This window comes from Alteromonas sp. 4NS20-0143 (assembly GCF_057542855.1).
Window position 1 is genome coordinate 23,019 of the sequence record NZ_BAAJLR010000004.1, and the last position, 17,862, is coordinate 40,880.

Genomic DNA, 17,862 nt, shown 5'->3' on the forward strand with positions numbered 1-17,862 from the left:
GAGAAACCTATTTTTGCATAGTTGCTTTTTATTTTAGTGACGCGCCCGAGCGTGCGTGGTATGTTTGCGCCCACTTTATTTGTGGCTTTTGTTGAGCCGACTGCTCAATGTAAATTAGCACAAAAATAATCGGGTGTGGGTTGCGGTTATTAATTAAAGTACGGTAATTAGTAGTAGAAATGCCGAGATCGTAGAAAAAGCAGTTAAAAATTGAGCTTTTTTTACTTTTTTATTGAAATGATCCTGCCTTTGCTGTATAAAATGCGCCCTCTAATTTATAGTAATACGCCTTTTGACCCAACGACTATTTGAGTGGTGGGAACGACTGGCGCGACAGTTATCGTTGTTCTGGAGACAAATACAATGTCAAGAGTATGCCAAGTAACAGGTAAGCGTCCAACGGTTGGTAATAACCGTTCACACGCAAGAAATGCGACTCGTCGTCGCTTTTTGCCAAACCTTCAAACTCACCGTTTTTGGGTTGAGAGCGAAAGCCGTTTTGTTAAACTACGTTTGTCTGCGAAAGGCATGCGTATCATCGATAAGAAAGGTATTGACTCAGTATTAGCTGACGTTCGTGCCCGTGGTGAGAAAATCTAAGGAAGCCGACAATGCGCGATAAAATTAAACTAGTTTCTTCAGCAGGTACAGGTTTCTTCTACACTACTGATAAGAACAAACGTAACATGCCAGGCAAAATGGAGATCAAAAAGTTTGATCCTGTTGTGCGTAAGCACGTTATGTTCAAAGAGGCAAAAATCAAGTAAAGCCCTTTTAGAAAGAGCACTTGCTTTTGTCTCCACGAAAACCCGGCCTTTGCCGGGTTTTTTGCGTTTATTCGGTCACTCGTTCTCAGTACTGATCGTTTCTTCATCTTTCAAGGCACAACAAATCGTAGTCGCACGTTGAGAGAAGAGCAGAAGCCGCGAGATCGTGGTGAGATCCTTGTACACTAGGCCTACAGGACTGTTTCGCGTTTAAAAAGCTTCCATTTAGCCCAAAACTTGTACAACAAGGATCAACACGCCCTAGTATCTTAAGAATTGAGGCTTTACTATATCTGCTCTTTTTCTCCTTTTTCATTGTAACGGGCATCGGCAATGGCAAAACTTTCACAGCGGGCAATGAATAACGTGGTCATCGTTGCCATGTTGATCATGATTGCTTTGTTTAACATCGATAGCTTACGTCCTCAAAAAGATATTGCTGAAGTACGCAGCTTGTTGCCGCAAAACGCCTATGTGTTAAAAATAGAGCATGACGATAACCAGCTTGTTAGAAGTGGTCAGCAGTGGCGTCAACGCAGTACTGAGGGCAAGCTTTCAATCAGTCCAGATGCACAAATAGGCGGATGGCAAGAAGCGCGTCTTCGTTATCTTACTTCCCTTAAAAACGATATATCGAACATAGAGCCCCTTGTTGTTGTGGTGTGGCTTGCGGGTGAAACAAACGGTCGGGTTTACGCCTTTTACCCCACGTCTTCTGTCACCGTAGTGAAAGTAGACAATAATTGGTATGCATTAGACAATGTGTCCCTAAGTACATTGCTCCCATGGATATAACCAATGCCTGAGTTACCAGAAGTTGAAGTGAGCCGTTTAGGTGTATCACCGCATTTAATCAACAACACTATCGCAAACGTCATTGTTCGCGAAAGAAGGATGCGCTGGCCTATACCTGAAGAGGTTTCATTAGTGGTAGGGCACAAAGTTAACAATGTTACGCGCAGAGCTAAGTACCTGTTAATTGAAACCGCCGTGGGAAGTTTGGTTTTACATCTTGGCATGTCTGGCAAACTACGGGTAATTGATGCGTCAACACCGCTAATAAAGCACGACCATGTTGATATTGTCTTAAACACTGGGCAATGCTTGCGTCTTAACGACCCTAGGCGCTTTGGTGCGGTGTTATTTCAAGCACCTGATACACGACTTGGTCTATTAGATAATTTAGGCCCAGAGCCGCTTACTGAGGCCTTTGATGAAAATCGTCTCTATACATTATCTCGCGGTAGAAAAAGTCCTGTGAAAAGTTTCATTATGGATAATGCGGTTGTGGTCGGCGTGGGCAATATTTATGCAAATGAAGCGTTGTTTTTAAGTGGTATCGACCCCCGTAGGCAAGCAGGTCGCATAGGTGCAGAGCGTTATAAGTGTTTAACCCACAATATTAAACAGGTATTAGCGAAAGCAATCGCGCAAGGTGGAACCACCCTAAAAGACTTCGCGCAAACCGATGGTAAGCCGGGCTACTTCGCGCAGCATCTTAATGTTTACGGCAGAAAGGGCGAAGACTGTGAGGTGTGCGGTAGCCCAATTCAAAGTAAAGTCATCGGGCAGCGAAACACCTTTTTCTGTATTCACTGCCAGCGATAACCGCTCTTGCGGTCTCATGCATCAGCAGCCTCTGCGCAAGCAGTCTCAAGCGATTAGCAGAGCTATTTTTTCTTGCCTAATCGCTCTTGCAGGGCAGCCTCTACAACAGGGTGACAAAATCCGCTCACGGCACCGCGGTGAAGGGCAACTTCTTTGACTAACGTAGACGAGATAAACGAATTTTCTTCAGCAGGAGTGAGAAAGACACTTTCTAATTTAGGATTGAGGCGTCTATTCATATTCGCTAGCTGAAATTCATACTCAAAATCAGATACTGCTCGCAAGCCACGAATCAGTATGGTGGCGTTTTGCTCATCAGCAAAATCTGCAAGTAGCCCAGTAAAGCCCACCACTTCAACGTTAGGAAGGTCGGCGGTAACTTGCTTAATCATTTCCACGCGCTCTTCTAGCGTGAACAATGGCTTCTTACTTGGATTTGATGCAATAGCTACAATCACGCGAGAAAATAATTGTGATGCTCGTTCAATAAGGTCGGCGTGTCCGTTTGTAATCGGATCGAAAGTACCTGGATAAAGTGCTCTAGTATGCATGTTGTCGAATCTTTTTAGTTATAAAATGAGTGTAGAGTGACGTTGTAGGGTAATTACTCAATATGTCAGCGCCATCAATGTAACACAGTTGAATCATAGTTAGGCGCTATTCCCATTGCTCTTATTCTTGAAGTTATATTGGCCGCTATGTGCGTCGTTATGCTGTTTTTGCTATTGACGAATAGCCGTTAATACAATGCTGCCACTCCTCCATTGACCAATGAAAAGTGGCGTTTTTCTCTTTTTCTTTTAGCAGTGAGCGCAGTAATCTGTCGAGGTTACCGGTTTTCCACTGGTGTCCTTGCCGTTTGCGACAGCGGTCAAAATCAATGAGCCAAATGGCTTGCTTGTCATCCATCATAATATTGCGAATATTGGCATCGTGATGGTACACCTGACAGTTGTGCATTGCCGCAAGTGCGCGCCCAACGGCGTGCCACTGACTTTCACTCAGTGGCTCATGGCACAATACTTGGTGTAAGTCTTGGCTACCTGGTATTCTCTGTGTGATGAGATCGCCGCGATAAATCACTCCCCTGCGGTGAATGTTAGCAGCAACCGGCACCGGAACATTCAGCCCTTCTTTACGCATTTCAGCAAGTAGTCTGAATTCTTCAAAAGGGCGAGACGATTCGACACCCAAGAACAAGTACTGATCACTTAACAGTTTGCCAACTAAGCCACCGCGCTGGAAGTGCCGAAGTACCCAACTGTGCTGCTCATGTTCAATAAACAGCGTTGTTCCTCTTCCTTTTGCATGGCCAGTGATTTTGTTTTGAAACTGCCAATGCTCATGGGTGAACATATCAATACTTGGCTCACCGATTATGGCGTCATCGTATAGAAAGTGGTGCCCGGCACCTAAGTCTCGTCGTATTGTCGCCATGTTTCTCACAACTTATGGTAAATTTAACATTCTAACGGTTTATTAAAGTTTTTCAGCAACAGTTTTTCAGCAAAAAGTGAGCGCTAAGTGGGAAAAAAGATTTGTATAATGCGTTTATCTGCTATCGGCGACGTGTGTCATGCAGTTGCCATGGTCACTCGAATTCAAACTCAGTGGCCCGATGCCGAAATAACCTGGGTGATAGGAAAAGTTGAGCATCAGCTCGTTAAACTAATGCCCAATATACGCTTTATCATTTTTGATAAAAAGCGCGGTAAAGCGGCAGTAAAAGACCTTAAGCAGGCGTTAAAAGGCGAGGTGTTTGATGCCTTATTAATGATGCAGGTGGCTTTGCGAGCAAACTTAGTGTCTCGCGTTATAAAAGCAAAGCAGCGTATAGGGTTTGATTGGGCTCGTAGTAAAGAGTTGCACTGGCTGTTTGCTAATAAACGCATATCGGCAAATCAGCATGCTCACGTACTTGATGGGTTTATGGATTTTGCAGATGCATTAGGCGTACCTAGTGTAGACAAACCAGCTTGGCGTATCCCTGTTTCCAATGAAGATAGCGAATGGGGGGTACAACAGGCAAAAACCCTTGGTAAGTATGTAGTTATTGCCCCTGCCGCAAGTAAAGCTGAGCGAAATTGGTTGCCAGAACAATACGCGCGTATTGCCGAATATATTCAAAACAACAATGTGAACGTGATATTGTGCGGAGGTCCGGGGAGTTTAGACCGTGAAACTGCAGATGCAATAAAGCAAAGAGCAGGTGTAACCTTGCAAGATTTTACGGGGAAAACGTCGCTGCATCAGTTGCTTATGTTGCTTAAACACGCCGCGCTCGTCATTGCGCCAGACACAGGCCCCGCACACATGGCGACCACTGTTGATACGCCGGTTGTGGGTCTTTACGCTCATTCAAACCCGCTGCGAACCGGGCCTTATAATAATCTTAACGATGTCGCATCGGTTTACGATGAATGCATTAAAGAGCAAAAAGGCAAGCCGTGGCAAGAATTGCCTTGGGGCGTACGAGCGAAAGGCGATACCCTCATGCAAAGAATTTCTTTCGAGCAAGTAAAAGAAAAAGTTCATCCATATATCGCTTAGCTTACTTTTTACTGGGTAAATTGTTCAGCTTTTATCTACACTGTAGTTAACTAACCATACATTGCTTTGTGCTTTTGTTTAAAAACAGGGAGCTGTTACTGAATGAAAACGCCCTCGATAAGGCGGCTCTTAGAGTCTTTATCTCAAATTTCTTATCGTACATTTCTTATTGTTGTGTCTTTTGTTGCGACATCTTCTTTTTCATACGCCGGTGACTTGAAGGTTATGGCGCACGAGAGCGTCTCCATATCTCAATTGAATCGCTCTGAGCTTCGTCAAATTTTTACAGGCCACCGCCAACACTGGCAAAACGGTAAAAAAATTACCGTTTTTGTATTACAAGATAACGACGAATTACATAAGCAGTTTTGCCGTGACATACTGCAGATGTTTCCTTATCAGCTATCTCGCTTATGGGATCAGCTAACCTATTCAGGGCAAGGTGTTACGCCCGTAAGAGTGTCGTCATACAACGCTTTAATTGAAGCACTAGAGTCAACAGAGGGAGCTATCGGCTATGGTGATAAAGACGATATCGTTAAGCTGCGCCGTATTGAGGTAGAAGAAAAATGAAAGGATTAATCTATTTTTCGTTGTTAGTGAGCAGCTTCGCTGTTTTTTCAGCAGAGTCGGATTTCGCATGGCATGGGTACGCTTCCCAGGGGGTCACTCAGTCTAATAACAGTAGCTTTATAACAGATAGCGATGCTGTTACTGGTGAGCTTACCGAAATTGGCATTAACGGGCTTTACAGATTGTCCGAAAATTTATCGATTGCAGGGCAAATTAATTATCTAGACGGCGGGAACCGGTTTGAACAAGGGGCACGTCTTGATTACTTATTTGTTGACTGGAAGCTTCCAAATTTAGGGAACGGGTGGCAAGCTCATATTCACGCCGGGCGGTTTAAAAACAGACATTGGCTTTACTCTGTTACCCGTGATGTGCCGCAAACTCGTTACACTGCAGTATTGCCTCAATCCGTTTATTTTGATGGTTTTCGCGATATTGCGCTTGGCAGCAACGGCATATTGACCAGTTTTACCCACTATGGACAAAACAATATTTGGGAATTGAACTGGAGCTATGGGCGCTCTAATATCAATTCGTCACAACGAGACTTTTTGTTAGGTGAAGAGGCGAAAGGCGAAGCGAAGCAAGATTTTGTTCACCAAGCGAGTGTATTTTGGCAGCCTGCGTCTATGGCGTGGAAAGTTGGCGTCAGCTGGCTTAACTCCGACTTTAGCTATACCCCATCACAACAGGACAATCGTTTAGCAGGCGAGGCTAATGTGGAGCGCTTTATGCTTTCAACACAATACTTCGCTGAGCATTGGGAAGTGTCGATGGAGCTGCTTTCAGAATCCCAGCATAGCAGGGGCTTATTTGCGCCAGATTTTAACGATAAGCGTCGCGGTGACGGTGGCTTTGTCCAGTTTAGGTATTTGTTCAATAGTCAGTTTAGCGGGCTAATAGGTTACGACACCTACGTCAATGATGTTAACGACAGGGACGGAAAACGTCTGGAGCAATTATCTAATGGTGCCGTACCTGCGTACTTTGGTTACCAAGACTCTACTACCTTGGGCTTGCGTTGGGATATTGCGCCAAAATGGCGTTTGCAGGGGGAATACCATTGGGTTGAAGGCGCAACGCGGGTAGTGAGTTTGCTAGACCGCAACGTGGCCGAGCAAGCAGATAAAAACTGGCAAATGTGGTCGCTACAACTGATGTATTGGTGGTAATAAGTAATATGAAGGTGCAGGTATCATTCACCACTAAAACGATTGCTATATTAATGGCGATGGTGCTGACCGTCACCGTAGTGATCTCGGTGGTGCTGATACAAGAGTCGGAAGCGAGTTTGCTTTTGCAGCAAAAAGAAAACCAGATAAGTCACCAGCGGCGTATCCGGCTTTTCGAGGAGGTGCTGCATAACCGCATGATAAACCTTATTGACATTGTAAGTCAGCAGCGGGATTTACAAAGCAAAGATCTCGATGAGCTTCAACGTACACTTCAAAACCTTTCAGAATACTTCACCCTTAACTTCCAAGTAGAAGAGCTTTTGTTGTTTGATGAGTCTGGTGTCGTGGGCACCAACATGAGCCACTCTCGTGAAGCAGTCGCCCAATTAGTCAGCTCAACCCGAACCAGCTTCGAAAGCCGTTCAACGATTGTCTGCGACAAAGTTTGTACTCACTATATGTCGATTCCTATTATGAGCGGCAGCGATACCGTACCTGTTGTAGTGGTATCTACTTCAATGCGCGAGCTGCTTTACCTATTTAATCGCGCAGCGGGAGTACACAAAGTTGCGATTGTGCAAATTACGCAATCATTACCATCCTGGCAATCAGCGCCAACCAACGCAGAAAATGCTAACAAGGCAGGCACACCCTCGTTGACGCTATCCAGTCAATTGTCTGCAGCGAATCGAGAGTATTTACAGCAGGTTTTTGCTGGGCTACCTGCTGACTGGTCGGTGAATCGCTTAGTCACAAGGGGCAGCAATATAACCCTGAATAAAGAGCAGCTGCTTGTTAGCTTGCTACCATTTTCAAAAGGCAACGCCAACCGTCCTTATCTGCTACTTGTGCAAGACGTCACTGCAGCCGTTCAGCAAGCCAATCAATATCAAGCCATCGTTGTTGGCTCGGCCGTTATTTTGTTTGTTATCTTTTCAATATTGCTTTACCTATTTTTGAATGGATACAACCAGCGTTTGCTGTCTATCAGCGAGCGTCTTCCCATGTTGGCAGAGCACAAATTTACTGAATTTCATGCTAACGCCGCCAAACAGCGAAATGTGTCGAGTTTAAAGTTAGTAGATGAATTAGACGTTGTAGAAAGCGCGGCGAATAACCTGGCAAAGCAGCTTGAAGACTTTGATGGTCAAATGGCAATTAATACCGCCAAGCTAGAAAAAATGGCCATGTTCGATGTGCTGACTGGCTTGCCCAATCGGAACATGCTGACGTTTCAAATTGAAAAGCAGTTAGCCCGTTCATTTCGCGATGAAAAGCTTGTTGCTCTCATGTTCATGGACCTAGATGATTTTAAGAAAGTTAACGATAGCCACGGTCACGATGTAGGTGATGCGCTGTTAAGAGCCGCGGCCATGCGGATATCACGGCCTATTCGGGAAACAGACATTGCCTCTCGCTTTGGTGGCGATGAGTTTGTGGTATTGCTTTCAGATATTGAGAGTCGTTCTCAGGTCGATCTTATTGCTAATAAACTGCTCAATGAATTTGCCGAACCCATTGTCATCAATGGTCAGAAATTCTATATCTCTGTGAGCATAGGTATTGCCATTACAAGCCATGCTCAAGCCACACCCGTCGAGCTATTGCGACACGCTGATATTGCGATGTATGCAGCAAAGTCAAAGCAAGGTGCAGCCTACCGAGTGTATGAAGCGAAAATGAATTTAGCGGTAATGCAAAAGGTGGAGCTAGAATCTGAGGCCCGCGAAGCACTGAGAGGTAATCAGTTTAGTCTTGCCTTGCAACCTCAAATAGAAATGCATACGGGTAAACTCATTGGCTTTGAGGCTCTGCTTCGTTGGTTCCACCCGACCAAAGGTGCAATTTCGCCTGCCGATTTCATACCGCTATTAGAAAATACCACTTTTATGCTTGAGTTAGACTACTGGGTTATCGCTAGAGCTTGCTCTCTTACTCAAGAGCTCGGTCATAGCGGTTATCGCCATATGAAACTGGCCATTAATGTGTCGGCAGGGCAATTTATCGATCCTAGCTTACCCGATTATCTACAGCAGCAAATACAGCGCAATGAATTAGCGCCTGAGCAGATATGCTTAGAGCTTACAGAAACGGTGTTAGTCTCTGATATCAAAAGAGCCCGCGCTATTATGAACACCATTCATGAAATGGGTTGCATGTTGGCTATTGATGACTTTGGCACCGGTTATTCTTCACTGAGTTATCTCAAATCTTTGCCTGCAGATTTTATTAAAATCGATCGCTCTTTTGTTTCAAATATTACCGACGATGCCGACGATAGAAATATTGTGAACTCCACAGTATCTATGGTGCGTAACATGGGGATGCAGGTGGTTGCCGAGGGCATAGAGACACAGGCGCAGTACGATTTGCTATGCGAATTTGATTGCGACTACGGACAAGGCTATATGATAAGTAAACCTATTCCAGAGCAACATATTTGGCGCGTACTAAGCACAAATGTTGAAAATGGTTATTGGAAACCACCTCAAGCGTAACGCCTAAAAGCTAGCGTATTTGGCAAGGTGTGCTAAATAATTTACACACTTCATCGGCTTTCCTATTAAATAGAGCGCATCACTGTATACCCACCTGTAGGCTTTTACTAAAATATCCTTTTACGAATTTCGGAGAACGGCATGTCAGCGGCATTTATTTCCCATTTGCAATCGCAAATTGAAGCCACCAAACAAGATGGTTTATATAAAAAAGAACGCGTGATCACATCTCAGCAGCAAGCTGATATCGATGTGGCTAACGGTGACCATGTCGTTAACTTCTGCGCCAATAACTATCTTGGGCTAGCAAATAATGAAAGCCTCATTAAGGCAGCTAAGGACGGCCTGGACTCTCACGGGTTCGGCGTAGCTTCCGTACGATTTATTTGCGGCACGCAGGATATTCACAAGCAGCTTGAATCGTCTATCAGCGAATTCTTAGGCACAGAAGACACCATTCTTTACCCGTCTTGTTTTGACGCAAACGGTGGGTTGTTTGAAACCATTCTTGGTCCTGAAGATGCCATTATTTCAGATGCCCTTAATCATGCGAGCATCATTGATGGCGTTCGCTTAAGTAAGGCAAGGCGCTACCGCTATGCAAATAACGACATGGCAGCATTAGAAGAGCAGCTCATCAAGGCAAACGAAGAAGGCGCACGCTTTAAAGTTATTGCTACCGATGGCGTATTTTCTATGGACGGTGTTATTGCCGATTTAGCCTCTATCTGTGACCTTGCAGATAAATACGATGCCATGGTAATGATTGACGATTGCCATGCTACCGGTTTTCTCGGGGAAAACGGTCGCGGAAGCCACGAATATTGTGGCGTTTTAGACCGCGTAGATATTATTACCGGTACACTGGGTAAAGCACTTGGTGGAGCATCTGGCGGTTATACGTCGGGTAAAAAAGAAGTGGTTGAGTGGTTGCGTCAGCGTTCACGCCCTTACTTGTTTTCAAACTCAGTAGCGCCTCCTATTGTGGCAGCGTCGCTGAAAGTATTTGAGATGATGAAAGAGGGCGATGAGCTGCGAGCTAAACTATGGCGCAACGCAGAACATTTCCGCAGTCGTATGGAAGATGCTGGCTTTACGCTATCAGGTAAAGACCACGCTATTATCCCGGTTATGCTTGGCGATGCCCGTTTAGCGAGTGACATGGCAGACAAGCTGTTAGAGAAAGGTATTTACGTGATTGGGTTCTCTTACCCAGTGGTACCAAAAGGGCAGGCGCGAATTCGCACCCAAATGTCTGCGGGGCACTCTATTGAGCACGTAGACAAAGCCATTGACGCGTTCATTGAAATTGGCCGCGAAATGGGAGTGATTTCATGAAGTCATTGGTAAAAGCAAAAGCCGAGCGCGGCATTTGGTTAGAAGACTCGCCAAAGCCCGAGGTGGGGCACAACGACCTGTTAATAAAAATTCGTAAAACCGCTATCTGCGGCACCGATATGCATATTTACAACTGGGATGAATGGTCACAAAACACTATTCCCGTGCCTATGGTTGTGGGTCATGAATATGTGGGTGAAGTGGTTGGAATGGGTCAAGAAGTTAAAGGCTTCGAAATAGGCGACAGAGTGTCTGGTGAAGGTCATATTACCTGTGGGCATTGCCGTAACTGCAGAGCGGGTCGCAGACACCTTTGTCGCAACACCGAAGGGGTAGGCGTTAATCGTCCTGGCGCCTTTGCTGAGTTTCTCGTTATTCCTGCTTTTAACGCGTTTAAGATACCTCATAATATCAGCGATGAACTTGCGTCAATTTTCGACCCGTTCGGCAATGCCGTGCACACCGCGCTCAGTTTTGACCTTGTTGGTGAAGACGTACTGATTACCGGCGCGGGACCCATTGGTATTATGGCAGCAGCGGTTGCAAAGCACGTGGGCGCACGTCACGTTGTCATTACAGACATCAATCCATATCGTCTAGCCCTTGCTGAAAAAATGGGCGCTACCCGTGCTGTCGATGTGTCTAAAGAAGACCTGAAAGATGTCATGAACGACTTGGGGATGACAGAAGGCTTTGATGTGGGGCTTGAAATGTCGGGCGTGCCCGTTGCGCTTCGCGATATGCTAAATAAAATGAATCACGGCGGTAAGGTTGCCATGCTAGGTATTCCACCTAGTGATGTGGCTATCGATTGGAATCAGGTTATCTTCAAAGGACTCGTGATCAAAGGCATTTACGGTCGCGAAATGTTCGAAACCTGGTACAAGATGGCAAGCCTGCTTCAAAGCGGTTTAGACCTTACCCCAATCATTACTCATACTTATAGCGTAGATGACTTTCAGAAAGGGTTTGATACCATGGGGTCAGGGCAATCAGGTAAAGTTATTTTGGACTGGCAATAATGAGCACATTTTCTCATATCAGCGTGCAAGACGTTGCTGATTTTTCGGGCACGGTATCTATTGTTGATATTCGCGATCCACAATCTTACGCGAACGGGCACATGCCTAACGCAGCGCCGCTGAACAATGACAATTTCGCTACGTTTGTAGAGCAAACGCCAAAAGACACGCCAGTTGTTGTGGTGTGTTATCACGGTGTGAGCAGTCAGCAAGCTGCCCAAGTTATCGCGCAGCAAGGTTTTGAAACGGTATACAGCATGGATGGGGGCTTTGAGGCCTGGCGTTTAGCTAACCCAGTAGAAACCGAGTAAACCAGCTAACTAGTTAGAAGCTTAATGAAGGTGCTCATTTCAACACGCCCTAGGGTGTGATGAGATGAGCACCTTTATTTTTATCCTTTCCCTCATAACGCTTTATCAATACACTTGTTCAATAGATAGACTGGTTTACCGTGTTATTTTCCTTTTTACACCCATGTTTATTGTATTCATATTTATTAGATTCGGTATTTCGAGTCATGTGTTTTGGAGCTACCTCAGCCTATGGGCCAACCATTAATCGCGTTCAATCAGCAAAGTGCTGCGCACCTTCTCGCCAATTATCTCAATAGCCAAGGGGTTACCGCTTCTGTTAAACAACAGGCTTCACCACAGCAGTCTGCATCGTCAGAGTTTGTTGTATTTATAGATGATGCTGAGCACACCGCGCAAGCAGAGCTTATCGCTAAAGACTTTATTGCAAACCCTGGTCACCCAAAATATCAACAGGCAGCATGGGACAATGGTCAAAATGTTCAGCTAGCAGCGTCGCCCAGCGGGTTTTCCATTAAACACATTGCCGCAAATGCTATTTCAGCGCCATTTACGTCTTTGGTGTTTATTTTGTGCTTATTGGTATACGGCTTATCTTTGCTAGGACTATTTGCGCCTATTGCACAACATTTGCTGATGCAGCCTTTTGGCCTGCTGGCAGAAAACCATCAGTGGTGGCGGCTATTAGGCCCGGCATTTATACATTTTAGTGTGTTGCACATTGTGTTTAATTTATTGTGGTGGAGTATGCTTGGCGCCAAAATAGAGCGTACTTTTGGTATTACTATGCTCATCATTGTTTTTATAGTGTCAGCGGTGGTATCTAATGCTGCTCAGGCGCTATTTAGTGAGCCAGTGCAGGCTAACCTATTTCTATTTGGTGGCCTTTCTGGTGTTGTATATGCCGTTATGGGATTCGTGTGGTGGCTAGGTTGGCTGCGTCCCAGTTGGGGACTATCTCTACCCAATTCTATTGTCGGCTTTATGTTGGTGTGGCTAGTACTTGGCTTTGCGGACATATTGTGGGTAAACATGGCAAACGCAGCGCATACGGCGGGTTTGATCACCGGATGCTTACTGGCTGCGATGCTGAGCTTAGGTTCCAAAAAGCCTGGGTAAGAACGCTAGCGTGCAGTCGGTTTTGTATAGATTAATCGCCTTGATATAGATACTTGGTAAATATCACGTTTTTGATCACTTCGCCGCCAGTCTCTTCTTTCATGTGCTCTTTTAATGCTTTTAAAAGCGCTAATCGAATGTCTTCACGGCCCGTAAGAGACTTCACTTTTTCAGCGGGCTGTTGACCAAATATTTCGATAGCAGTAGAGCGTAAAAGCGGCATGTGATGCTCCGCAATTTCCAGCTGCTCTATGTCGTATACCATGAGTTCAACCTGTACACGAACATAACCAAGCTTACGCGCACTGTCGCTAATGTAGTTAGTGACGATTTCTGGCTCTAAGCCAATATAGGCAAAGTTGGCTTTCTCTTGTGCTTGAGCGCTAAACGAAGCGCTCAGTAAAAGCGCAGTTATTGCTAAACAATGTAAAATTAAAGACTTAAGCATGGTAAGAACCGAAAAAAGGATAAGTTAAGATCAACCTTATTGTAGCAAAGCTGAGGTTAAACGCACTACTGCAAAAGTAGTACGCATCTTAATAAACCTGAATCCTGTTTAAGAAACGGCGCTCAGCACCACTAGAAACGCGAATTACTGCGTTGCAAAAGTAAGTAATAGAACAACTATTACGTGACTTTTGCGCCTTGCACTTCGCATTTCTAGCAGTACTGAGTTTGAAATTTTAATTTATATTTTATAGAACAAATGCTTGCACCATTCTTTAAACAGGATTCAGGTTAATAAGCACAAAATGTCTGCCAAAGGCTTACAATCAAAGTGATGGAAATATAGAGTTTAGCTTTTCCTGAAGATTACAGCGCAAAAATAAATGTTATGATGTTGCCAGTTCAGAAGCTGTGTGAATAGCGCCAGCAGTGAGTTTTTTCTAGTAGGTTTTGTAAAGTGAGTCTTTGTAAATGGGTGCTTTAAAGTGAGTCTTACCGCCGACTTTCCCGTTGGTCTTGCCGTTGATTGGCTTTCCTTAGCAGAAGCAAACATACCTGAACCAACGTTAAAAGACTGGTTGTTAGATACTGGCTCTCTAACCGAGAGGGTGCAATCGGCCTGCAGTGAATTTTCGCTTCAGCTGTTAGGCCAGCAAGCGTTAGAGCCTCACAGAACTGAGTTATCTCTGTTACAAGCGAACGGCCAAACAGCCTATCAAATACGAGAAATTGTATTGTGTGGTGATGAACAGCCTTGGGTATTTGCTCGCTCAGTCATTCCTCAAGCTATTATCGAAGCAGAGCTATCTAACCTAGGCAGTGAGCCATTAGGCAAACGATTGTTCAACGACAAGCGGTTTGTACGCTCTGAGTTTCAAGTGTGTACGCTACCTTTTGAGCAGTTTTCTCAGCACCTCGCTGAGCAATCAGGCGTGCAATCAAACTCGCAATCAGGCATGCAATCAAACTCGCAGTTAAAAAACGATACAAAGCAAAACTTGTGGGGTAGGCGCTCTGTGTTTACCTTTGAGTCGCATCACTTAATTGTTGCAGAAGTGTTCCTTCCTGGCTCTCCGGCCTACACGCAAAATGAAGGGCAGAAACAAGTGATAAAAAGAGAAACGTGAATATGACACAGCACAACTGGGGCGCTTATGCCCGCCTGATGCGCCTAGACAAACCCATCGGGTTTTACCTTTTACTGTGGCCCACATTATGGGCACTGCTTATTGCCTCACAAGGTATGCCAACGCTTGATATAGCCGCTATTTTTATTGCTGGTGTTGTTGTTATGCGCTGTGCGGGATGCGTTATTAACGACTATGCAGATAGAAAAGTTGATGGCAGTGTTAAGCGCACTGCTACACGCCCTCTTGCTACTGGTGAGGTAACTGCTAAGCAAGCATTGCAGCTGTTTGCGCTATTAATAGGCATCGCGTTTGTGCTCGTGTTATTTCTCAATTGGCAGACTATCGCACTGTCGGTTGTGGCGCTGCTGCTGGCCGCATCATACCCATTTATGAAACGCTACACACACCTGCCTCAGGTGGTACTGGGTGCTGCATTTGGCTGGGCTATTCCAATGGCATTTATGGCGGTTTTAGAAACTGTACCCGCTTATGGCTGGTGGTTATTTATCGCAAATCTTACCTGGACAGTGGCCTACGACACTATGTATGCCATGGTCGATAGAGATGACGACCTTAAGATAGGCGTAAAGTCTTCCGCCATATTGTTCGGTCAGTACGATGTTGTGATTGTGATGGCGCTGCAGGTTTTTACACTGGTGACTTTATGGTGTGTTGGCTTAACCATTGAGGCGGCTTGGCCTTATTTTGTAGCGGTGTTATTTGCAGCGCTTCTGTGTGTTAGGCAGTATCAACTTATTAAGCGAAAACAACGAGAAGGCTGCTTTACCGCGTTTTTAGAAAACCATTTAGTGGGCTTATCAATTACCGTAGGGTTGGCAGTTAACTACCTGCTTTATTAGCTAAAGTCAGTGAACTATAAAAAAGGCACTAAAAAGTGCCTTTGTGTACATCGAGATTATTGGCTGTCTAGGCTATTAGCCATTAAGCTTGGTTTCAAGCTCTGCAATACGAGCTTCCATCGCCTCTAGCTTTTCGCGAGTTCTAATCAGTACCTGGCTTTGAATATCAAACTCTTCACGAGTTACCAAATCGAGTTTAGAGAGCTGAGACTGCAACACAGTTTTAACTCGTGTTTCTGCGCCTTCGGCCATATTTTTTACGCCCGGTGGAACGGCATCAGCAATCTGTTTAGCCAAATCTTCGAGTTTTTTCGGATCCAACATGGATTTCCCTTATAATACGCAGCTCAAATTAGTGTCACTATTCTATCGGTATCGACACGACATGCAATCAAAACTGTGAACTATGCATTTACTGCCTGTTAACCCTGTTTTAGGAAAAAAATGAAACTAAATGAAGCTCAAGAGTCTGCCGTTACATTCGTATCGGGCCCATGCTTAGTGTTAGCCGGGGCAGGCAGTGGTAAAACTCGTGTAATCACCAATAAGATAGCTCATTTAGTTAGAAACTGTGACATGCCTGCTCGATATATCGCAGCAGTAACCTTTACCAATAAAGCAGCACGAGAGATGAAAGAGCGTGTGGCGCAAACCTTAGGCAAACCAGAAGCGCGAGGGCTTAAGGTTTCAACGTTTCACACCCTTGGTCTAAATATTATTAAATCTCACGTGAAAGACTTAGGGCTAAAGCCAGGCTTTTCCTTATTCGATGACAAAGACTCTCTTTCTCTTCTTACCGACCTTACCGCCGACACCTTAGACGGTGACAAAGACCAGTTGAAGCTACTGCAAAGCTGTATTTCAAATTGGAAAAACGATTTGGTACTGCCAGATGCCTTATTAAAGCAAGCTCAGAGCACTGGCGAGCAAGAGTTTGCGCAGGCCTACAGACGCTACCAAGACAATTTAAAAGCCTATAATGCCTTAGACTTTGACGATCTTATTTTATTACCTACCTTGTTATTAAAAACAAACGAGGAGGTTCGAGCCAAGTGGCAAAACAAAATACGTTACCTACTGGTTGATGAGTATCAAGATACCAACACCAGTCAGTATGAATTGGTGAAGCTACTTGTTGGTGAGCGCTCTCGTTTTACCGTGGTAGGCGATGACGACCAATCTATTTACTCTTGGCGTGGGGCCAAGCCACAAAACCTGAATTTATTGCAAAAAGACTTTCCCCGTTTAAACGTTATTAAGCTGCAGCAAAACTATCGCTCTTCGGGGCGTATACTGCATTGCGCGAATATCTTAATTCAGAACAACCCCCATTTATTTGATAAAACCCTGTTTTCAGAGCTTCACTACGGTGAAACGTTAAAAGTTATTGAAGCCAAAAACGAAGAGCATGAAGCTGAGCGGGTGATAGCAGAGCTACTAGCGCATAAGTTCATGAACCGAACCAAGTTCAAAGATTACGCTATTTTATACCGCGGTAACCACCAAAGTCGTTTGTTCGAAAAGCTACTAATGAGCAACCGCATTCCTTACAAAATAAGTGGAGGCATGTCGTTCTTTGGGCGTACCGAAGTGAAAGACATCATGGCCTACTTGAGGCTGTTGGTGAATCAAGACGATGACAATGCACTGCTGCGTATTATCAACACTCCGGGGCGCGGTATTGGCCGAGCCACACTGGAAAAACTCGGCAATTTTGCAAATAGCCTGGGTGTGTCCATGTTTGAGGCTGCAACACACAACAACCTAAACAGCGTATTGCCCGATAAAGCGTTTCATTCGGTGTCTGGGTTTGCCCGATGGGTCGTAGAGCTATCTGATAATGCAGAGCGCGGCAATACGGCAGATGCAGTAAGAAGTATGATACGTACGATGGGTTATGAAGAGTGGCTTTACGAATCGAGCGCAAGCCCTAAAGCTGCTGAAATGGCCATGGCCAATGTAAGTACACTTTTTGGCTGGGTTACCGATATGCTTGAGGGTAACGACCTTGATGCTCCGATGACCCTCACCGAGGTAGTAAATCGTCTCATACTTCGCGATATGATGGAGCGTGGCGAAGAAGATGGTGAAAGCGACCAAGTTCAGCTAATGACGCTTCACGCCTCAAAAGGACTAGAGTTTCCTATTGTGTTTCTTGTGGGAATGGAAGAGGGGTTGTTACCCCATCAAAGCAGTGTAGATGAAGACAATGTAGAAGAAGAGCGACGTTTAGCTTACGTAGGCATAACGCGGGCGCAACGAGAGTTAATATTTAGTTTAGCAAAGGAGCGCAGGCAGTTTGGTGAGGTGATTCAGCCAGAGCCCAGCCGGTTCTTGTTCGAACTACCGCCAGATGATGTTCAATGGGAAAATCAAAAGCCCAAAGCGTCTAAAGAAGAGCGACAACAAAAGGCTCAGGTGGGTATTGCAAACCTAAGAGATATTTTGGGCAAAAAGTAGTGTA

19 protein-coding genes are annotated in these 17,862 nt (G+C 45.0%); 15 read left to right on the forward strand and 4 right to left on the reverse strand.

Features of this window, described 5'->3' with window-relative positions; all coding sequences use genetic code 11:
* The first annotated feature begins 363 nt into the window (after positions 1-363).
* From rpmB to mutM, 4 genes are all read left to right on the forward strand, one after another.
* Positions 364-600, forward strand: a complete 237-nt coding sequence (gene rpmB / locus AC27HD_RS10365; RefSeq protein ID WP_032094753.1) for a 50S ribosomal protein L28 — start codon at positions 364-366, stop codon at positions 598-600.
* 11 nt (positions 601-611) lie between these two features.
* Positions 612-767 carry a 50S ribosomal protein L33 gene (gene rpmG / locus AC27HD_RS10370; protein ID WP_013786148.1) on the forward strand — a complete coding sequence of 52 codons (156 nt, stop codon included), beginning with the start codon at positions 612-614 and terminating at the stop codon, positions 765-767.
* A gap of 333 nt (positions 768-1,100) precedes the next feature.
* Positions 1,101-1,562, forward strand: coding sequence for a hypothetical protein (locus AC27HD_RS10375; RefSeq protein ID WP_487105609.1), 462 nt, complete (start codon positions 1,101-1,103; stop codon positions 1,560-1,562).
* A gap of 3 nt (positions 1,563-1,565) precedes the next feature.
* Positions 1,566-2,375 (forward strand): bifunctional DNA-formamidopyrimidine glycosylase/DNA-(apurinic or apyrimidinic site) lyase, encoded by an 810-nt coding sequence (gene mutM, locus AC27HD_RS10380; protein WP_487105611.1) that lies wholly within the window; start codon positions 1,566-1,568, stop codon positions 2,373-2,375.
* A 62-nt stretch (positions 2,376-2,437) separates the two neighbouring features.
* Here the strand turns inward: mutM and coaD are convergent, their stop codons facing one another.
* Entirely contained in the window at positions 2,438-2,926 is a 489-nt protein-coding gene (gene coaD, locus AC27HD_RS10385) for a pantetheine-phosphate adenylyltransferase (RefSeq protein ID WP_032094750.1), read from the reverse strand.
* 157 nt (positions 2,927-3,083) lie between these two features.
* Positions 3,084-3,812, reverse strand: a complete 729-nt coding sequence (locus tag AC27HD_RS10390) for a 3-deoxy-D-manno-octulosonic acid kinase (RefSeq protein WP_487105613.1) — start codon at positions 3,810-3,812, stop codon at positions 3,084-3,086.
* Between the two features lie 108 nt (positions 3,813-3,920).
* Between AC27HD_RS10390 and AC27HD_RS10395 the strand changes: the two genes are divergently transcribed.
* The 8 genes from AC27HD_RS10395 to glpG all read left to right on the forward strand — a co-directional run bounded on the left by AC27HD_RS10395 (position 3,921) and on the right by glpG (position 12,961).
* Positions 3,921-4,925, forward strand: coding sequence for a glycosyltransferase family 9 protein (locus tag AC27HD_RS10395; RefSeq protein WP_487105615.1), 1,005 nt, complete (start codon positions 3,921-3,923; stop codon positions 4,923-4,925).
* 102 nt (positions 4,926-5,027) lie between these two features.
* Entirely contained in the window at positions 5,028-5,498 is a 471-nt protein-coding gene (locus AC27HD_RS10400; protein ID WP_487105617.1) for a hypothetical protein, read from the forward strand.
* Entirely contained in the window at positions 5,495-6,670 is a 1,176-nt protein-coding gene (locus AC27HD_RS10405; RefSeq protein ID WP_487105619.1) for a hypothetical protein, read from the forward strand. Before AC27HD_RS10400 ends, AC27HD_RS10405 begins: the two co-directional genes overlap by 4 nt.
* 8 nt (positions 6,671-6,678) lie before the next feature.
* Positions 6,679-9,171: a putative bifunctional diguanylate cyclase/phosphodiesterase gene (locus tag AC27HD_RS10410; protein WP_487105621.1), complete on the forward strand. Its 2,493-nt coding sequence runs from the start codon at positions 6,679-6,681 to the stop codon at positions 9,169-9,171.
* Positions 9,172-9,312: 141 nt separating this feature from the next.
* The gene (locus tag AC27HD_RS10415; protein ID WP_487105623.1) at positions 9,313-10,509 is read left to right on the forward strand and encodes a glycine C-acetyltransferase; all 1,197 of its coding nucleotides are present in this window, start codon (positions 9,313-9,315) and stop codon (positions 10,507-10,509) included.
* Positions 10,506-11,531 carry an L-threonine 3-dehydrogenase gene (gene tdh / locus AC27HD_RS10420; protein WP_032094743.1) on the forward strand — a complete coding sequence of 342 codons (1,026 nt, stop codon included), beginning with the start codon at positions 10,506-10,508 and terminating at the stop codon, positions 11,529-11,531. The genes AC27HD_RS10415 and tdh overlap by 4 nt, the downstream gene beginning before the upstream one ends.
* Positions 11,531-11,842 carry a thiosulfate sulfurtransferase GlpE gene (glpE, locus tag AC27HD_RS10425; protein WP_032094742.1) on the forward strand — a complete coding sequence of 104 codons (312 nt, stop codon included), beginning with the start codon at positions 11,531-11,533 and terminating at the stop codon, positions 11,840-11,842. Before tdh ends, glpE begins: the two co-directional genes overlap by 1 nt.
* Positions 11,843-12,073: 231 nt before the next feature.
* Positions 12,074-12,961 carry a rhomboid family intramembrane serine protease GlpG gene (gene glpG / locus AC27HD_RS10430; protein WP_487105625.1) on the forward strand — a complete coding sequence of 296 codons (888 nt, stop codon included), beginning with the start codon at positions 12,074-12,076 and terminating at the stop codon, positions 12,959-12,961.
* A 31-nt stretch (positions 12,962-12,992) separates the two neighbouring features.
* On the opposite strand, the gene AC27HD_RS10435 is transcribed toward glpG, so the two are convergent.
* On the reverse strand, positions 12,993-13,409 hold the full coding sequence (locus AC27HD_RS10435; RefSeq protein WP_032094740.1) for a flagellar basal body-associated protein FliL: 417 nt from the start codon (positions 13,407-13,409) through the stop codon (positions 12,993-12,995).
* A gap of 484 nt (positions 13,410-13,893) precedes the next feature.
* Between AC27HD_RS10435 and AC27HD_RS10440 the strand changes: the two genes are divergently transcribed.
* Both AC27HD_RS10440 and ubiA read left to right on the forward strand, forming a co-directional pair.
* Positions 13,894-14,535, forward strand: coding sequence for a chorismate--pyruvate lyase family protein (locus tag AC27HD_RS10440; RefSeq protein WP_487105627.1), 642 nt, complete (start codon positions 13,894-13,896; stop codon positions 14,533-14,535).
* A gap of 2 nt (positions 14,536-14,537) precedes the next feature.
* Positions 14,538-15,398 carry a 4-hydroxybenzoate octaprenyltransferase gene (ubiA, locus tag AC27HD_RS10445; protein WP_487105629.1) on the forward strand — a complete coding sequence of 287 codons (861 nt, stop codon included), beginning with the start codon at positions 14,538-14,540 and terminating at the stop codon, positions 15,396-15,398.
* Positions 15,399-15,473: 75 nt separating this feature from the next.
* Here the strand turns inward: ubiA and ubiK are convergent, their stop codons facing one another.
* Complete coding sequence (gene ubiK, locus AC27HD_RS10450; protein ID WP_032094737.1) at positions 15,474-15,722, reverse strand: ubiquinone biosynthesis accessory factor UbiK; 249 nt, start codon at positions 15,720-15,722, stop codon at positions 15,474-15,476.
* Between the two features lie 120 nt (positions 15,723-15,842).
* Between ubiK and rep the strand changes: the two genes are divergently transcribed.
* On the forward strand, positions 15,843-17,858 hold the full coding sequence (gene rep, locus AC27HD_RS10455) for a DNA helicase Rep (RefSeq protein WP_487105631.1): 2,016 nt from the start codon (positions 15,843-15,845) through the stop codon (positions 17,856-17,858).
* Positions 17,859-17,862 lie beyond the last annotated feature (4 nt).

What these genes read in the sequence shown, in the direction of transcription:
- rpmB (WP_032094753.1), top strand. Translation starts at nt 364, where the DNA reads ATGTCAAGAGTATGCCAAGTAACAGGTAAGCGTCCAACGGTTGGTAAT.
- rpmG (WP_013786148.1), top strand. Translation starts at nt 612, where the DNA reads ATGCGCGATAAAATTAAACTAGTTTCTTCAGCAGGTACAGGTTTCTTC.
- AC27HD_RS10375 (WP_487105609.1), top strand. Translation starts at nt 1,101, where the DNA reads ATGGCAAAACTTTCACAGCGGGCAATGAATAACGTGGTCATCGTTGCC.
- mutM (WP_487105611.1), top strand. Translation starts at nt 1,566, where the DNA reads ATGCCTGAGTTACCAGAAGTTGAAGTGAGCCGTTTAGGTGTATCACCG.
- coaD (WP_032094750.1), bottom strand. Translation starts at nt 2,926, where the DNA reads ATGCATACTAGAGCACTTTATCCAGGTACTTTCGATCCGATTACAAAC.
- AC27HD_RS10390 (WP_487105613.1), bottom strand. Translation starts at nt 3,812, where the DNA reads ATGGCGACAATACGACGAGACTTAGGTGCCGGGCACCACTTTCTATAC.
- AC27HD_RS10395 (WP_487105615.1), top strand. Translation starts at nt 3,921, where the DNA reads ATGCGTTTATCTGCTATCGGCGACGTGTGTCATGCAGTTGCCATGGTC.
- AC27HD_RS10400 (WP_487105617.1), top strand. Translation starts at nt 5,028, where the DNA reads ATGAAAACGCCCTCGATAAGGCGGCTCTTAGAGTCTTTATCTCAAATT.
- AC27HD_RS10405 (WP_487105619.1), top strand. Translation starts at nt 5,495, where the DNA reads ATGAAAGGATTAATCTATTTTTCGTTGTTAGTGAGCAGCTTCGCTGTT.
- AC27HD_RS10410 (WP_487105621.1), top strand. Translation starts at nt 6,679, where the DNA reads ATGAAGGTGCAGGTATCATTCACCACTAAAACGATTGCTATATTAATG.
- AC27HD_RS10415 (WP_487105623.1), top strand. Translation starts at nt 9,313, where the DNA reads ATGTCAGCGGCATTTATTTCCCATTTGCAATCGCAAATTGAAGCCACC.
- tdh (WP_032094743.1), top strand. Translation starts at nt 10,506, where the DNA reads ATGAAGTCATTGGTAAAAGCAAAAGCCGAGCGCGGCATTTGGTTAGAA.
- glpE (WP_032094742.1), top strand. Translation starts at nt 11,531, where the DNA reads ATGAGCACATTTTCTCATATCAGCGTGCAAGACGTTGCTGATTTTTCG.
- glpG (WP_487105625.1), top strand. Translation starts at nt 12,074, where the DNA reads ATGGGCCAACCATTAATCGCGTTCAATCAGCAAAGTGCTGCGCACCTT.
- AC27HD_RS10435 (WP_032094740.1), bottom strand. Translation starts at nt 13,409, where the DNA reads ATGCTTAAGTCTTTAATTTTACATTGTTTAGCAATAACTGCGCTTTTA.
- ubiA (WP_487105629.1), top strand. Translation starts at nt 14,538, where the DNA reads ATGACACAGCACAACTGGGGCGCTTATGCCCGCCTGATGCGCCTAGAC.
- ubiK (WP_032094737.1), bottom strand. Translation starts at nt 15,722, where the DNA reads ATGTTGGATCCGAAAAAACTCGAAGATTTGGCTAAACAGATTGCTGAT.
- rep (WP_487105631.1), top strand. Translation starts at nt 15,843, where the DNA reads ATGAAACTAAATGAAGCTCAAGAGTCTGCCGTTACATTCGTATCGGGC.